General features: G+C 59.9%; 15 protein-coding genes. 4 read left to right on the top strand and 11 right to left on the bottom strand.

Features of this window, described 5'->3' with window-relative positions:
- Positions 1–1,215, bottom strand: coding sequence for an MFS transporter (locus ACQZ45_RS04170; RefSeq protein ID WP_003512255.1), 1,215 nt, complete (start codon positions 1,213–1,215; stop codon positions 1–3).
- Positions 1,216–1,391: 176 nt separating this feature from the next.
- Here ACQZ45_RS04170 and ACQZ45_RS04165 point away from each other — a divergent pair, with 176 nt between their 5' ends.
- Positions 1,392–2,126, top strand: coding sequence for a class I SAM-dependent methyltransferase (locus ACQZ45_RS04165; protein WP_113291440.1), 735 nt, complete (start codon positions 1,392–1,394; stop codon positions 2,124–2,126).
- 31 nt (positions 2,127–2,157) lie between these two features.
- Here ACQZ45_RS04165 and ACQZ45_RS04160 read toward each other — a convergent pair whose 3' ends face one another.
- From ACQZ45_RS04160 to ACQZ45_RS04145, 4 genes are all read right to left on the bottom strand, one after another.
- Positions 2,158–3,000 (bottom strand): MOSC domain-containing protein, encoded by an 843-nt coding sequence (locus tag ACQZ45_RS04160; protein WP_113291441.1) that lies wholly within the window; start codon positions 2,998–3,000, stop codon positions 2,158–2,160.
- A gap of 10 nt (positions 3,001–3,010) precedes the next feature.
- Positions 3,011–3,655: an HD domain-containing protein gene (locus ACQZ45_RS04155; RefSeq protein ID WP_113291442.1), complete on the bottom strand. Its 645-nt coding sequence runs from the start codon at positions 3,653–3,655 to the stop codon at positions 3,011–3,013.
- Positions 3,652–6,423 (bottom strand): DUF2339 domain-containing protein, encoded by a 2,772-nt coding sequence (locus tag ACQZ45_RS04150; protein WP_162736164.1) that lies wholly within the window; start codon positions 6,421–6,423, stop codon positions 3,652–3,654. Before ACQZ45_RS04150 ends, ACQZ45_RS04155 begins: the two co-directional genes overlap by 4 nt.
- A 241-nt stretch (positions 6,424–6,664) precedes the next feature.
- A complete protein-coding gene (locus tag ACQZ45_RS04145) occupies positions 6,665–8,218 on the bottom strand; it encodes a VOC family protein (RefSeq protein WP_113291529.1) in 1,554 nt (517 codons plus the stop codon).
- A gap of 292 nt (positions 8,219–8,510) precedes the next feature.
- Between ACQZ45_RS04145 and ACQZ45_RS04140 the strand changes: the two genes are divergently transcribed.
- From ACQZ45_RS04140 to ACQZ45_RS04130, 3 genes are all read left to right on the top strand, one after another.
- On the top strand, positions 8,511–9,554 hold the full coding sequence (locus ACQZ45_RS04140; protein WP_113291443.1) for an ABC transporter substrate-binding protein: 1,044 nt from the start codon (positions 8,511–8,513) through the stop codon (positions 9,552–9,554).
- A gap of 88 nt (positions 9,555–9,642) precedes the next feature.
- The gene (locus ACQZ45_RS04135) at positions 9,643–10,431 is read left to right on the top strand and encodes an ABC transporter ATP-binding protein (protein ID WP_003512279.1); all 789 of its coding nucleotides are present in this window, start codon (positions 9,643–9,645) and stop codon (positions 10,429–10,431) included.
- Entirely contained in the window at positions 10,428–11,246 is an 819-nt protein-coding gene (locus ACQZ45_RS04130) for an ABC transporter permease (protein WP_003512280.1), read from the top strand. Before ACQZ45_RS04135 ends, ACQZ45_RS04130 begins: the two co-directional genes overlap by 4 nt.
- Positions 11,247–11,363: 117 nt before the next feature.
- On the opposite strand, the gene ACQZ45_RS04125 is transcribed toward ACQZ45_RS04130, so the two are convergent.
- The 6 genes from ACQZ45_RS04125 to ACQZ45_RS04100 all read right to left on the bottom strand — a co-directional run bounded on the left by ACQZ45_RS04125 (position 11,364) and on the right by ACQZ45_RS04100 (position 16,108).
- Complete coding sequence (locus ACQZ45_RS04125; protein ID WP_038490476.1) at positions 11,364–12,047, bottom strand: metal-binding protein ZinT; 684 nt, start codon at positions 12,045–12,047, stop codon at positions 11,364–11,366.
- 200 nt (positions 12,048–12,247) lie between these two features.
- Positions 12,248–13,069: a mechanosensitive ion channel family protein gene (locus ACQZ45_RS04120; protein ID WP_019565366.1), complete on the bottom strand. Its 822-nt coding sequence runs from the start codon at positions 13,067–13,069 to the stop codon at positions 12,248–12,250.
- Positions 13,070–13,148: 79 nt separating this feature from the next.
- The gene (locus ACQZ45_RS04115) at positions 13,149–13,667 is read right to left on the bottom strand and encodes a tyrosine phosphatase family protein (protein WP_003512287.1); all 519 of its coding nucleotides are present in this window, start codon (positions 13,665–13,667) and stop codon (positions 13,149–13,151) included.
- Positions 13,664–14,299 (bottom strand): YfbR-like 5'-deoxynucleotidase, encoded by a 636-nt coding sequence (locus ACQZ45_RS04110; protein WP_003512289.1) that lies wholly within the window; start codon positions 14,297–14,299, stop codon positions 13,664–13,666. Before ACQZ45_RS04110 ends, ACQZ45_RS04115 begins: the two co-directional genes overlap by 4 nt.
- A gap of 2 nt (positions 14,300–14,301) precedes the next feature.
- On the bottom strand, positions 14,302–15,150 hold the full coding sequence (gene ygfZ / locus ACQZ45_RS04105; protein ID WP_035251747.1) for a CAF17-like 4Fe-4S cluster assembly/insertion protein YgfZ: 849 nt from the start codon (positions 15,148–15,150) through the stop codon (positions 14,302–14,304).
- A gap of 190 nt (positions 15,151–15,340) precedes the next feature.
- Positions 15,341–16,108 carry a hypothetical protein gene (locus tag ACQZ45_RS04100; RefSeq protein ID WP_026330794.1) on the bottom strand — a complete coding sequence of 256 codons (768 nt, stop codon included), beginning with the start codon at positions 16,106–16,108 and terminating at the stop codon, positions 15,341–15,343.
- Positions 16,109–16,121 lie beyond the last annotated feature (13 nt).

The raw sequence follows: 16,121 nt of genomic DNA, 5'->3' as shown, positions 1-16,121 counted from the left end.
TCAGGCCATTGCTGGCCGAGGTGCGGGTCGTTCCTGAATAGGCCAATGCACGATGGCCGCAAAAATCCCCATGCCGACGCCGAGCCACCAGACGAGATCGTAGGAGCCGAGCTTGTCGTAAAGGAAGCCGCCGAGCCAGACACCGAGGAACGAGCCGATCTGATGCGACAGGAATACGACGCCACCCAGCATGCCGAGATGGCGCGTGCCGAACATGATCGCCACCAGCGCATTGGTCGGCGGCACGGTGGAAAGCCACAGGATGCCCATCACGGCCGCGAAGATGATGACCGAAAGCGGCGTTTGCGGTAGAAGCAGGAAAGCCGTAACGGCAATTGAGCGGGCGATATAGATATAGGCCAGCAGATAGGGTTTCGAGTAACGCTGGGCAATGACGCCGGCGGCCAGCGATCCGATGATGTTAAAGAAGCCGATCAGCGCCATGGCGATGACCGCATAGCGGGGTTCGATGCCGATATCGCCGAGATAGGCCGGAAAATGCGCGGTGATGAAGGCCACCTGAAAACCGCAGACGAAAAAGCCGGTGGTCAAAAGCAGATAACTCTTGTGGCCGAGCGCTTCTCTCAGCGCCTCGCCTGCCGTCTGCTTGAATTGCGTCTGCGACTGGCTGCCGGACGAGGAATTGCCGCGCATCGGATAGGCCAGCAGTGGCACCAGCATCATCATTACGGCAAGCCAGACGAGACTGTCCGACCAGCCATAGGTGGAAATCAGGCCCTGGCTGATTGGCGCAAACAGGAACATGCCCGCCGATCCCGCCGCGGTGCCGATGCCGAAGGCAAGCGAGCGTTGCTGCGGCGTAACATGCCGCGCGAAGGCCGAAAGAATGACGCTGAATGAACCAGCGGCAATGCCAAGCCCGACAAGCACGCCACCACCGAAATGCAGCCAGAAGGGCGAAGTGCCGAAGGACATGCAGATGAGGCCAGCCGCATAGAGAAAGCCGGAAAGCACGAGCACACGGCCGGTGCCGAATTTATCGGCGATGGCGCCGAAGAATGGCTGGCCTAGACCCCAGAACAGGTTCTGAAACGCCATGGCAAGTCCGAAGGTGGAGCGGTCCCAGCCGGTATCGGCCAGCATGGGTAGCTGGAAAAAGCCCATCGCCGAGCGTGGCCCGAAGGTCATGACCGCGATCAGCGACCCGGCGACGATGATCGCCCAGGGCATGGTTTGGCGTGTGGCTTGCGACATGAAACTCTCCCGATGCAGCACCTCGCCCCGTGGGACGCTGTGCCGCAAAATTCCCCTTTGATGAGAGGAATATTATCTTTTGCAAGGCTGCCCCACTAGCAACTTTTCTTGACGGCACTATTCGTGCGATTGATGAGACACTCAGGTGAAATGCCATCGGGCAAGGTGAGGCAACGATGAAGCAGAATATTTACGACGACCCGCAGTTTTTCGAGCGCTACAGCGCCATGCCACGCTCTCTGGAGGGACTGCGTCAGGCGGGCGAATGGCATGAGCTGCGCGCCATGTTGCCAGCGCTGAAAGACAAGACAGTTCTTGATCTCGGTTGCGGTTTTGGCTGGCATTGCCGCCATGCCGTAGAGCAGGGCGCGGCGCATGTCGTCGGGGTCGATCTGTCGGAAAATATGCTGCGCCGCGCCGCTGAGATAAACGGCGGCCCCGGCATCGAATATCGCCGCGCCCCGATCGAGGACATCGATTTTGCGCCTGAAAGCTTCGATCTGGTACTGAGCTCACTCGCTCTGCACTACGTCCGCGACCTCGATGCGGCATTCGCGAGAGTTTTCTCCGTGTTGAAATCCGGCGGCGACTTTGTCTTTTCCATCGAGCATCCCGTGTTCACGGCGCTGGACAAACAGGACTGGTTCTACGGCGAAGATGGCGAAATACTGCACTGGCCGCTCGATAACTATCAGAACGAGGGCGTGCGCCATTCCAACTGGATGGCGGATGATGTCGTCAAATATCACCGCACGGTGTCAGGCATTCTCAACGCCCTGCTGACTTCAGGCTTTGCGATCACGCGGCTCGCGGAACCGAGGCCCGATCCCGCCCTGCTGGCGGAGCGGCCGGAGATGAAACACGAAGACCGCCGTCCGATATTCCTGATCGTCGGTGCGAAGAAGCCTTGATATGAGATCGTGAGATGCATCGCCCGGCAGCTTAACGCCTCTTGATCGCCCAGCCGTCCGGCCGTTCCTCGACTACCTTTGCCACATCGCCAACAGCTAGCCTGCCTTTGCCGCGCGGTGTGACATTCCAGCCGAAGAGCGGGCCGGGCACGCGCCGGTCGCCGGACATGCGGATGCGGCCCATGGCCTTCATGGGGGAAGGTACATCGCGCGAGCCGGTTATCTGGTCCTGCGTCGTCATGATGCAGCGGGCACAGGGCTTGACGAGGTCGAAACGGATGCCGCCGATCTCGATCGCCGCCCAGCGATCCTCCGCCCACGGCTCGTCCGTTTCCAGCACGATATTGGGCCGGAACCGCTCCATGCCAACGGCGTCCTCGCCATTTGCACGCATATTGTCGTTAAGGGCTGCAAGTGAAGCGGTGGTGGTGACGAGTATCTGGTAACCGTCCGCAAAGGTGACGGGCGTTTCGTTGCCGGTCCATTCAAGGCTCGCGATGCGTTTTGCGATGTCATCGAAGAACACCAGCTTCACCTCGCGCCCAAGCCACTCAGACAATGTGTCGTTGGTTTCGCTATCGGCGATATTGGCGCTGACGATCGATTTCCACACGGCCACATCCATGCGCTGCCCGGAAGGCTTGGCGAAAATCTCGCCACCTGCTTCCCGCGAAAGCATCATGCCGCCACCCGCGTGCTGTGCCAGAACCGTGGCAATATCAGGCAATTCGCGCTGGGTGATGAAGTGGCCCGAAGGGTCGGTCAGCATGGCGCGCCGGTCGCCGGGCAGGCCTTCCGCCGAAACATCGCTTTTCGAGAGGACAATGCCGCGCGCGCTTTTCAGCGGGTAGATGTTGAGTTCGGTCACACGCATTCAGGTCTCCTCAGATTTCGTCGAGAAACAGGTCCAGCACCTGTTTCAGCCGCTCATGGCGGGCCTTTGCCAGTTCTCGCCCGGTTTCGGTGCGGAAACCATCCGCAAGCTTGAACAGCTTGGTTTCGAAATGGTCGATGGCAAAGGCGCGATCATCAAGCGGGCGGTCCTTTGCCAGCGGATCGGCCGGGTCGTAGAGCGCCGAACCCATGCGCCCGGCAATATAAAAGCAACGCGCAGCACCCACCATGCCGATGGCGTCCAGCCGGTCGGCATCCTTAAGGATCTTTGCCTCCAGCGTCTGCGGCTCGATATTGGCGGAAAAACTATGTGTGGTGATGGCATGCGCGGCGGCGTCAATATCGGCCTGACGCCAGCCAAGCCCGGCCAGAATGCCGGAGGCTTTTTCCGCCGCAAGGCGTGAGGCCTGCGCGCGAAGCGGCGAGTTCTTCTCCACCGCCACGCAATCGTGCAAAAGCACGCTGGCCGCAAGCACCGTGCCATCGCCGCCTTCGCCCGCATGGATGCGCATGGCGTTGCGGAAGACGCGGTGGATATGGGCAAGATCGTGCGAGCCGTCGCCCGCATCGGCGGCATGCGGGATAAGGTCCTGCGCAAGCGCCTCATAGGGCGCAAAAGCCTCAGCCGGGATCATGTCTTCGGCTGCCGGGTGAGGATTTTCTGATAGAACAGACCGATACCGATCAGCACGGCGCCAAGCCCGATGAAGGACAGCGCCCGCAGCACGCCCTCAAGATTGCTCATGTCGATCAGGAATGCCTTGGCGACGGAGATCAGCACGAAGGCGGCGGATGCCAGACGCAGGCTGCGGGCATTGAAGCGCGAACCGACGATGAGCAGCAATACGCCGATCAACAGCCAGACCACCGAGTAGCTGTAGGTCTCGCCCTGCAGGAAGCCTTTCCAGTTGGCAATGTTTTCACCCTGCCAGAAACGGCGGACCGAAAGTGTGGCCCAGGCAAAGCCGAGTGCGGCACCCGCCACGGCCAGCAGGCTGACATAGGCTGCAGGCCGCTTGCCGCGTGCGTAATAGGCAAGGCCGCCATAGGCAAGCGCCGGCAGCAGGTAACCGATCAGCAGCAGGTTGAGGAACGGGATGCGGCCGGTATTTTCGCCGGTGAAATAGGGGTTCAGCGTGAAGAAATGCATCACCAGCACGTTGATGACGGCGATAACGCCTGCAATCATCGAGCCGTAACGGAAGACGGGGCTGGGGCTCTTCAAATCGAGCGTCATCAGTACGCCTGAAAAACCGATGGTCAGCAGCGTATAGATCGACTGTTCGCCAAGCGTCGGCACGCTTTCGTCCAGTGTGCCGCCATTCATCGCATGGCGGATGAGGATTGCGACCGCCAGCAGGCCCATCAGGCTGGCGATGGCCTGCAGGAAGTTCTTTGCCCGGAAGCCCGGCCAGTCGCGCAGCATCCAGGCGGAGACGATAGCGAGCAGCGCCGGAATGCCGTAACCCGGCAGAAGCGCGTTGAAGACCGGCGTGAGCCCAAGATTTTGCGGCCCGACGATGGTCGGCTCCCAGGCGATGCGGCCGAGAACGGCGACGCTTGCAATCGCCATGACCCAGGGCAGCACATCCCAGTTGCGCTGGCGGGTTGCCAGCACATAACCGAAACCGATGACGGAAAGCAGTATGGTTGTCGTAAGCCCCTCAGTCAGCGTGTGCAGGCTTAGCGCGAATGCGGCAAAGGAGCCTAGCACGAGGATGTTGAGCGGCTTGCGATAGGCCTCGTTGTTTTGTCGGTGCAGCCATTCGGCAGCGGCGATCAGCACGAAACCGAGGCCGAGGCCATAGGCTGCGTGCAGCCAGTCACGACCGAGATTTCCATATTCGACGAAGCTCGCGGTTCCGAGCCAGACCGGGAAGAGAGCTGCAATCCCCGCCCAGAACTGGGCGAAATCCGGATCGTCCGCGCCCTTGCGTTTCAGGAAGGAAAAACCGCAGAGCAAAAGAATGGCGCCAAGACCAAGCGCCATGGCGATTTCAGCCATGTAGCCGGTTCGCACCGGCGGCAGCGCAATCGAGGTATCGTTGATGATGCCAATGAAATCGAGCCCGGAGCGAGACATCACCGAGACCGCAGCCTGCGCACCAAGTGCTGCGATCATGGCGGGCCAGACCGCGTTGCGGCGGGAAGCACCAAGGGCCGCCAGCCCTGCGATGAGCGCTGAGACAATCACGGCCGGATGAAGGTCGATGCCGGCGCCGATGACGAGAAAGCTGAATGCCGGCAGGATCACGGCCATTGAGACGGTGAGATTGATGGCAAGCGACGGGCGCAGCAAAAGCCGCATGGCGCGAACGGCGCGCCGCCCGGAAGTTACGGTTTCTCCCGTTCCGGCAGGTGCTGTGTCGAAATAGCGTCCGGGCCAGAGGAAGATCGTACCCGCAAGCATGACGAGCAGCGCAAGGACCGGAGGTGCGGCACTGATCGTGTCGGCGATGGCGATATAGCCGAGCGCCCAGAGGCCGAGACCGGCATTGGCAAGCGAGGGAGCCACGGTCCAGCGCTGCCTGCGCGCGGCAGCAGCTGTCGCGAGCCAGGAGATCGTCAGGAAGATGAACAGCGCCCATACATCAGGCGTTTCGGTGGCGATCAGCGCAGGCGTCAGCATAGAGCCCAAAAGGCCAAGACCGGCGAGCGCCTGCCCATGCAGAAGTGAAAGGCCAATAGTGGCGAAGGCGACAAGCCCGAGCAGGATGAAAGCGGTGGTGGGGCTTATGTAGTCGTAAATGCCGTAGGCCGCATAAACCACGCCGAACAGCGTCAATGCGCCGGCGGCCGTCAGCACGCCCGGTATCATGGCGTTGGAATAGGTCGTAGCGATGCCCGGCACGGCCTTGCGGCGGATCGCCTCGCCGGCAAGCCCAAGACCGAGGCCGAAAATGGCGGCGAGCGAAAGCCGCACGGCCGGGCTCAGGAGCCCAGACTCGATCGAATATTTGATCAGGAAAATGCCGCCGAGCGCCAGCGCCAGCCCACCTGCCCACACTGCCCAGCGTGCGCCCAGCAGACTTTCGAAGCTTTCCTTCGGGGCTGACGCGGATGCGGCCTCAGTGGAAAGCGCACTTGTCTCTTCCGCGCTGGCAAGGTTCTCCGCCGGCGCCATGGCCGCGGCCACTTCGGTTTCGGACGGATATTCCGTTTCGACGAACTCTTCTTCCGGCAAAGCCCGGTTTTCTTCTTCCGCCCTGAAATCCGGGTTTTCCGCGGCTGCATCCGCCTCCGCCTGTGCGGCAAGAGGAGAGGCCGCCCCGGTGGCCATCAGCCGCTTCAGGCCGTTAAGCTCACGCTCCAGCGACTTGATGCGGCTTGAATTGCGGATGCTTGCGACCAGCGTATAGATGAAGGCTGCGATGACGGCGAGGATGAGAAACGGGATTTCCAAACAGACTCTCCAATTACTAAGCTGTTTTTAAAGCCGTTTTGGCGAATTTATGCAAGGCTTGGTTGAGGGATGCGGGAGGTTGTCGTTTGTTTCTTCTCCCCGCCGGGGAGACGGTGTCCCGAAGGGTCGGATGAGGGGAAAACGTTGCTCAATCTCACGGCCTTTGCCCCTTATACCGCTGCCGTGGCTTTTTGCCCGGCGGGGGAGAACAAACCACGAGGCAACGCGGTATCGTCAGATGTCACGCCGCAAGCCAGTGCCGTGCCGCTTCGATATCGGCAAACCCAAGATCGTGACCGTCATCGATCATTTGCACTTCTGCCCGCGCGCCGCCGGCCACAAGCCTGCCTTGCACATCTGCCGCTCTGTCGCGATATTTGTCGCGTTCTCCGGCTACGAGCAGGAAGTTGCGTCCGGTAAGATCACTTTCCGGCCATCTATCGAGAATCGGCAATGGGCGATAAAGCAGCGCATCCCCGGCAAGCTCCGGGTAGAGTGCCGCAAAGGCCGCATAGAAATTTGCGCCGTTGGAATGGCCGATGAAGCGCAGCTTCGAACGATCCAGACCATAGGACCGAATGGCGCCGTCAATGAAGGCGGCAAAGGCTTCCGCTTCCGAGACGATATCCTTCTGGTCGAAGCTGAAATCAGGCAGACGCCTGAACCAGCGGGCGATGTCTTCCTCCGTGCTGCGGCCACGGACGCCGAGAAGCGTGGCGCCCGGAGCAGCCCGGTGCGCCAGCGGCATCAGGCTGGTTTCACTGCCGCCGGAACCGTGCAGCAGAATGATGGTGCTGCCATCCGGCTTCTCGGGCGTATAGAAGCGGTGCACAAAGGGCAGGTCGCGATAGACGATACGTTCTTCGCCCGGCATCGAAAATTGCGGCAGCGCAACGCGCACATCCGCTTCGTCCTTCATGAAGAGTGGCGGGATGAACAAATTTTCGCCGAGTGCCTCCAGCGGTTCGTCCACGGTCATGCCGGGAGCGTCGGTCGCCATTTCAATCAGCACGCCGCCCGGTTCGCGGACATAAAGCGAGTGGAAATATTTCCGGTCGTGGGCATTCGTGGTGCTGGAATTCAGCGATTTCAGCTCGGCCAGAACCGCGTTCAACTCTTCCAGATCCTTCGCGCGGAAAGCGATGTGGTCAATAGTGCCGGTGCCCGGGGCGCTGGACCAGAAGCCGGTCGCGTCGCGCACGTCGATGATGTCGCCGCTTTGCGAGACGAGCCGTCGGATCGCGCCCGTCTGGCTTTCCTGCCGGTAGCCGAAATATCGTGTGAGGAACGCCACGGTTTCTTCCGGCACCTCGCTCAGCATCGTCGCGCCATAAATCCGGCGAATGGCGTCTTCTGCGGGGATGTCGTTTGTCACATGCGGCGTGGCATCGGCGAAGGCGTTCGTGCCGACCAGCTTGACGATCAGGCCGTCAGGGTCTTTCAACCGGATGACAGGGGTTCCGAATTCGTCGGATGGGCCCTCCGCGCGGATGCCGAATTTCAGCGCGCGCGTCAGCCAGAAACCAATGCTGGCAGGGTCGATCGCCAGTGAAACTTCCAGCGTCTGGCCATAACCCACGCGGCCCTGCCCACCGTCTTCCCAGACGAGGAAGGTCAAAAGCGAGCCGGGCGAGGCGTTTCCATCGCCGTAAAGCAGGTGAAGCTGCATGGCATCTTCAAAACCGGCAGTGCGTTTGACAAGCCTTAAGCCCAGAAAGCCGGCGTAAAAATCGACATTCGCCTGCACCTTCCGGGTGATCATCGTGATGTGGTGTATGCCCAGTGCAGAATTCATCTTGCCGTCCCCGCCGTTTTGCCTGCTGTTTGTGGCCCTATTTGTCCCACGCTGCGCCTGATCCGCAACCCCGGCAAGTGAGAACGCTGTGTTCGCTGCGTGAACGATATTGCTGTCGCTTCGTTGCATGCGGGATGGGCAAAAATCGGGCTTTTTGCCTGCCGGTTGACCAAGAATGCCTTTAAAATAAGCATACAAAATAACGGCTATTTTGTATGCAATTTTATCTTGCCTTGATGGCTGGAATTGGGTCTTATGCAACCAATCCAACCATAACCATCAGGGGGAACAGATGATATTAACGCGTAGGTTGTTGTCGAGAGCTCTGGCCATTGCTGCAGTCGGTGCCGCTGCCGGGCTGTCGCTGCCGGTAACGAGCGCCCATGCCGAAACGCCGGTGAAATTCACGCTCGACTGGAAATTCGAGGGACCTGCAGCAGGTTTCCTGCTGGCGTTGGACAAGGGATACTTCAAGGCCGAAGGCCTCGACGTGACGATCGACAGCGGCAACGGCTCGGTGGAGGCCATTCCGCGCGTGGCAACCGGCGCTTACCAGATGGGTTTCGGCGACATCAATTCGGTGATCAAGTTCCTCGATGAGGATCCGAGCCAGAAGGTCAAGGCCGTTTACATGGTCTATGAACGCCCGACATTTGCCGTCGTCGGCCGCAAGTCGCTTGGTGTCACTGGCGACCCGAAGTCGCTGGAAGGCAAGAAACTCGGCGCGCCGCCGCCGGATGGCGCTTTTGCGCAATGGCCAGCCTTCAAGCAGGTCGCGGGGCTGGACGACAGCAAGATCAAGATCGAATCGATCGGCTTTCCGGTGCGTGAGCCGATGCTCGCGAAGGGTGATGTCGACGGCGTCTTCGGTTTTGCCTTTTCGGTGATCCTCAACCTGAAAAAACAGGGCATTGCCGATGACGATATCTCGACCATCCTGATGGCCGAGCATGGCTTGAATCTTTATGGCAATGCCGTGCTGGTAAACACTGAGTTTGCTGAGAAAAACCCTGATGCCGTCAAGGGTTTCCTCAAGGCGTTGGCCAAGGGCTTCGCCGATTCCGTCAAGGCCCCTGAAGAGGGTGTGGCGGCCGTGCTCAAGCGTAACGAGACGCTCGACAGCGCGATTGAGCTGGAACGCCTCAACATGGCCAACAGCATGAATATCAAGACGCCCTATGTGATGAAAAATGGCATGGGCGGCGTCGATCCGGCCCGGCTTGCTGCCTCCCTCGAGACCCTGAAAGTTTCCATGGGTCTGAAAGGTAACGTCAAGGCAGAGCAGGTCTTCGACGCGGCTTACCTGCCGCCCAAGGAAGAGCGCATGCTTCCCTGATTGATGTCACGGCGACCGCCCGGATCGCTTGCCGGTCCGGGCGGTTTGCAATTTTTAAATAGCATGGGGGGCTGAAAAGGGGACTGCGATGTCACATCTCGTGGAAATAGACAATGTCGACATGCGTTACGGCGGGGCGGCCGGAACGCTGGCTGTATCCGGCCTCAACCTGACGGTCGACAAGGGGGAATTCGCTGCTGTCGTCGGCCCGTCGGGTTGCGGCAAGTCGACCCTGATGAAGCTGGTAACGGGGCTGCACATTCCGCAAAAGGGCAATGTCATCGTGGCCGGGCGGCAGGTCACGGAACCCGTGTCCATTGTCGGCATGGCGTTTCAGAACCCGACGATGCTGCCCTGGCGCACGACGCTCGAAAATATCCTGCTGCCGCTGGAGATCGTCGAGAAACACCGCCGGCGTCTGCGCGCGCATAAGGCCGAATATGTCGCCAAAGCCGAACGCCTGCTGGAAATCGTCGGCCTCAAAGGCTTCGGCTCGAAATTCCCCTGGCAGCTTTCCGGCGGCATGCAGCAGCGCGCCAATCTCTGCCGCGCATTGATCCACGAGCCGGACCTTCTCATGCTGGATGAGCCCTTCGGCGCGCTCGACGCCTTCACCCGCGAGGAACTGTGGTGCGTCATCCGCGATCTGCATACGGCGCAGCGGGTCACCATCATTCTGGTGACACACGATCTGCGCGAAGCGACCTTTCTCGCTGACAAGATTTTCGTGATGAGTGCAAGGCCGGGCCGCGTGCTGGCGGAACACCGCGTGCCTTTTGCGCGACCGCGCCAGCTGGATATCATGTATGACAAGGGTTTCAACGACATGGTGCAGGAACTGCATGGCGAGATAGCGCAGGCGAGGGTGGCGGCATGAGTGCGTTTGTGGAAAGCAGCATGGCAACCGCGCCGTCGAAACCGCTGATCGCCCGGGTCAACTGGGTGAAGGCCGCCCCCTGGCTCTATACGCTGGCGCTGTTTGCAATGTGGGAATTGCTGGTTTACGCGCTGAAAATGCCGCCAACCATTCTGCCATCGCCCGTGCGTGTGGGGCAGGCCATCGTGCAATATTGGTCGCCGATCTGGAAGAACTCACTGCAGACGCTCTATACCACCACGCTCGGTTTTGCGATCGCCGTCGCGGCGGGTCTCGCCATCGGCCTCTTTATCGGCTGGTCGAAAACCATCTATGCCGGGCTTTATCCGCTGATGATCGGTTTTAATGCCATCCCCAAAGTGGCGTTGGTGCCGATCCTCGTCATCTGGTTCGGCATCGGCACTGTTCCTGCGGTTCTGACTGCGTTCCTGATTTCCTTCTTCCCCATCGTCGTCAACGTCGCGACCGGTTTGGCCACCATCGAGCCGGAAACTGAGGACGTGCTGCGCGCACTTGGCGCCAGGAAGATGGATATCATGCTGAAGGTCGGCATTCCGCGCTCCATGCCTTACTTCTTCGGCTCGCTGAAAATCGCCATCACGCTCGCCTTCGTCGGCTCGGTCGTATCGGAAACCGTCGCCTCCAATTATGGCCTCGGTAATATGATGAGTTCGGCGCAAAGCCAGTTCAACGTCCCACTGGTCTTTGCCGGTCTGTTGATGCTCGCCGTGGAAGGTATCGTCATGTATGCGATCATGGCCTGGCTCGAAAAGCGCATGACCGGCTGGGCGCATCGCTCGACCATGGGGCAGTGAGCGGGGAAAGGGCCGCATCAACTCGCATTGGTTGCCTTCTCCCCACTGGGAGGAAGGCGAAATCGTGACAATTCAAGGTTTGACCACAGGCTGCGGAAAACCAGGAAGAGTGCGGTCTTAATGCGCCGCCATTTCCTCGACGATCTCAGGGCCATCCATCTGGAACGGATAATAGGTTGGCCAATTGGTCACCTCGTCCAGAAGGGCCTTGCGGTCATTGCCCCAGTAGAGGTGGTAATGGCCGGCTTTTTTAGGCGCGATGGTGTGATCGCTGAACTGAATGAATTGCGGTGCATCCGCATCGCCGCCGGTCTTTTTGAAGATGTACCGCACGCCGCGATTACCCTTCTTGTAGGTCAGGATTTCCTGGCCGTCGCTGACATAAGTGCCTTGCGTTGGTTTGCCTTCCTTATAAAACGCCACGTTGTCGCCCTTGATGGTGATGCGATTGACATCCGTTTTGTAGCCAATTTCGTAATAGGCACGATATTCGGCTGCTGTCTTGTCGCCGTGGGCTGCCTTCTCCGCCATGATCCCATCGAGAGAACCGTTCAGCAGATAGGGATAGACTGACTGCCAGTCACCTTCCCAGTCTGAAAGCATGCGTGGCTTCACCTGCGCATCCTCGAAGTAACCCTTGTAGATCTGTTTCTCGGCTTCGGTCTGGCCATGGCTGTGGTCGTGGCTGTGACTATGCGCGGTGGACGTCTTGTCTTTTCCGGCCGCCAGTGCCGGGGCTGTCATCAGCAGCATGGAACCGATTGCAAGCGCGCCGGTGACGCGGGTGATGGTTTTTTGCATTCTTCTGGCCCTTATGTGGTTATAAATCGAAGGGTAAGTTATGTAATAACATTACGCATAGGTCGTATAAACACGTCCTTCGCCAGACGCAAGAGCGCCTGCCGCCACCCTTGCGCGAAAAATGGTGAAAGCCGGCTCAGGGTCGGCTTTCATATGGGAAAAAGTTGCATGGAGAAGGGAGCGGCTGGGACGCTCTCAATTCACGCGGTTTGTGCGGTTAATTCCGCCTTGCGCTCATCGAAAGCGAGCTTCATTGCCTTCGTCACGTCACGCGTGGTTGCGAAGTAATTGTCGCTACGCGCCCAGTAGCGCAATTTCACCGTGGCGCTGTCTGCGCTGACAGAATCGACGAAGGTAACGGGGGCGGGGTCCAGCAGCACCCGGCTTTCCGAGCGCACCACACGCATCAGCATATCCTGCGCCGCAGCCAGATCCTCGTCGCTCTTAACCGTCAGGCTCAATTCGTGGCGGCGTGAGGGAAAGCGGCTGTAATTGGTGATTGGCACGTTCCACAGGGTGGAATTTGGCGCAAGGCGGTAAAGCCCATCGCTGGTTTTAAGCTCGGTCGCAAAAAGGCCGATTTCGATCACCGTGCCGCTCACGGCGCCAGTCTCGATATATTCGCCAACCCGGAAGGGACGCAGCACCAGAAGCATGATGCCGGCGGCGATGTTCTGCAATGTGCCCTGAAGCGCCAGGCCGATGGCGAGGCCGGCAGCGCCGAGTGCCGCAAGAATGGAGGCCGTCTGTACACCAAACTGGCCAAGCACCATGACCAGCACCAGAATAAGCACCACGTAACGGATGGCACCCGCGAAGAAACCGGCAAGCGTCGCATCGAAGCCGCGGATGCGGGACAGACCCTGAAAAGCCCAGCGCTGCAGGAAAGTCGCGGCCAGCCAGCCGATGATCAGAAGCAGCAGCGCACCGATGATCGAAAAGGAATATTGCACCGCCAGCGTGCTTGCCTGCCGTACCGCTGCCTGCGATGCGACGATGATATCCGTTGCCTGTTGTTCCATGAATTATCCCGTGATTCTTATTGCTGTTCTACTTTGGTAACGACTGGATGCCGCAGGGGTTCCGCCAAAAACGGAGCCGTCAGTTGGAGAGAGGCAGCACGAAGGGTACGTTGCCGTCCGTATCCGCGCCCCTGCCGATCGTCTTGATTGCCGCCACCAGCTTGCCATCCCGCCCAAGCAACCGGTCCCCGATTGCGATGATGCGGGCATTGGGGGTGGCATAGGGTGATGCGGTGCGCAGGCTGAGCGCAAGCGCCATCTCGTCCTGATCCGGATAAAGGCTGAGTGCTGCAATGACGGCTGCGGCAGGAGAGCGCGACACGCCCATCCAGCAATGGATGAGAAGCGGTGCGGACTGGTCCCATTCGCGGGCGAAATCGATCAGCCGCAGCACATGCGCATCGTCAGGCGCGATGAGATCGCCGGTGCCCTTGAAGCTGATGTCATTCATCGCAAGGGTCAGGTGCCTTTGGGCTGAGATCACCGCCGGGCGGTGAAAGGTCTGCTCCTTTGCGATCAGCGTCACCATTTCACGGGCTTTGTGCTTCACGGCCATTTCCGCGATCCGCGACAACGGCGATACGACGATGGAAGTCATTTAACCCCTCCAGCCGCGTTGCCGGTTTTGACCACGCGCATCGCCTCGATCGCCTCGAAGCGTTCAACGAACCGCTTCTGCGCCTCGGTCGAGGGAAGCGGGATAATGTCGAACATATCGCGGGTGATGCCGCGCGGCAGGCCGAAGAATTTCTGTGCCTCGGCAATGGAAAAACCGGCAAGCTCCGTCGCCTCGAAAAAGGCGGCAACCGTATCGGCTTTCTTGATGCGGTCTTTCAGTTCGCGCGAGGCATGCGGCGGCAGGCCAAAGCGCAGATGCACGGCCGCTTCCAGCCTTTTCTCCACGGTTTTATAACCGCCGCCGACCACTGATTTGAACGGCGATATCATGTCGCCGATGACATATTCCGGGGCGTCGTGCAAAAGCGCCATCTGCATATCGTCGGGCGTCGCATTCGCACATATGCGGCAGAAAATGTTTTCGACGATGAGGCTATGCTGGGCGACGGAGAAGGCATGATCGCCGCGCGTCTGGCCATTCCAGCGGGCGACGCGGGCAAGACCATGGGCGATATCGGCGATTTCTACGTCGAGCGGTGAGGGGTCGAGCAGGTCGAGCCGCCGTCCAGAAAGCATGCGCTGCCAGGCGCGCGGACTTTTAGCGGGCGCCACGCCTATTCCTCCGCCTGTACCGCAGGATCGACGACGGGGAAGGAGATGCCGCTCCAGGCCGGCAAGGCCACAGTCACGGGAACATTCTCGGCAATGAGCGGCGTGGCGGAGGCGAGCGCATCGGCAACGCGGTCTGTCCGCACGATGGCAAGTCCCGTGTTGCCGCAAACGGTTCCAAGCGCCCCGACCGGTTTTCCATTGGCGGTGATTTCTGTTCCGGTTGCGGGAAGCGCGCTTTCAGCCGAAACGGTGACGACCCGCCGTCTTGCCGTGCCGCGATGTTTCATGCGCGAGACGACTTCCTGACCGACGAAGCAACCCTTCTTGAACGAGACGCCGTCATTCACATCCATCAGCACATCATGCGGAAAAGCATCCTGCAACGCGTAATCCCGGCCGGATTCGGCAATTCCGTACTCAATGCGCAGGGCATCATATGCCGTTATGTCGCCCGAGGCCGAAGCACCCGGCACGCGGAACAGATTGATGCCGGCCTTGGCGAAACGGCCGTCCTTCGCGTCCGCCTCCGGCACACTTTCGCTCCAGAAAACGCTTACGCCTTCTATCGGTTCGGCCTTGAGATCAACGGGCGCGCGCAGCTTGTACATGGTCAGGCGGCGCAGCAGCGCATCCTGTTCGGCAGCGCCCGATTCGATCAGATAATCCGGCCCATCGCGCGTGATCAGGAAATCGAACAGGATCTTGCCCTGCGGCGTCAGAAGTGCCGAGGCGCGCGCCTCGCCTTGCGGCAGGTTTTCAACATCGGCCGTGATCAGATTGTTCAGAAACTCTTCGGCACCCGTGCCGGAAACTCTGATCAGGCGGCGGTCGGCAAGAAAGGCGGAAGGCATGGCATCACCGTTCGGTTCATCGAAAGCATTTCCGGCTAGGGTCGCTGAGGGCTGCCCGAGGCAATCTGCAGAAATGCTCTCTTTTTGTTTTCGCGCAGTTCCACTTGCAGAACCGCGACGCGCTTCTGCTGAATTGCTCATGCCGCACAGTTAGGATTTTTGCAAAAGAACGGCAAGCACCGCCGCGCGATCAATCGCCGGCGGTGAAGAACTTCCACTTGCCATCGGGCGAAATGCCGATGCGGTAAAAGCTGTAATTACCGTATTCCTGCATATCAGCCAGATCGCCCGCCGTGATGATGCGCAGCAGCTCGACCTTTTCCGGCGCGGTCAGCGTATTGAGCGGCTTTCCGGAGAAATAGGGGAAAACATAGGCTTCATCCGGGGTGCCGGCGTCGACATGGGCATAACCCGTGGAAAGCAGATCGATGATGATCGCCAGCACTTCCAGACCGTCGGGGTCGCCGGAATAGCTTTTCAGCGCTGCGATCGGGTCGTCGCTGTCATTGCCGTCGATACGGAACTGCTTGTCGCTGGCGGCGATGAAAGGCCGCAGTTTTTCGATATCGCCCGAAGAAGCGGCGTCGATGATCTGCTGGCGAAGCTTGCGCACAGCTTCCGGCGCCTTTGAAATATCATGCTCGATAACGACCGACATTTCCGGCGTGTTGCCCGGCTTGGCGGGTTGCTGGGTCGATTGACCGGCGGAACGGTCGACCAGAGGGTCGGGCAGTGGAATGCCGTCCGAATCACCTTCGATCTCGTCGGGCTCAGGAGCCTGGGGCCGTTGCGGCTGTTCGCCACTTTGGGCTTGCGGCTCGCCTTCGGTATTTTGTGCGGGTTTCAGCTCGGAAAGCGCAAAGGCGCGGCTGGGCAAACCAATGGACCCGGCGGTCAAGGCAGCCAAGATGGACAGCATGGCGGAAGAGCGCAAAAGCCCCTTGCTCAGGCAAGACATGACAGACCCCGAC

It is taken from the genome of Agrobacterium sp. 16-2014-1-2a, from assembly GCF_053522705.1.
Note: the sequence above shows the minus strand (reverse complement) of the source record. Positions and strands in the feature narration are given on the sequence as shown.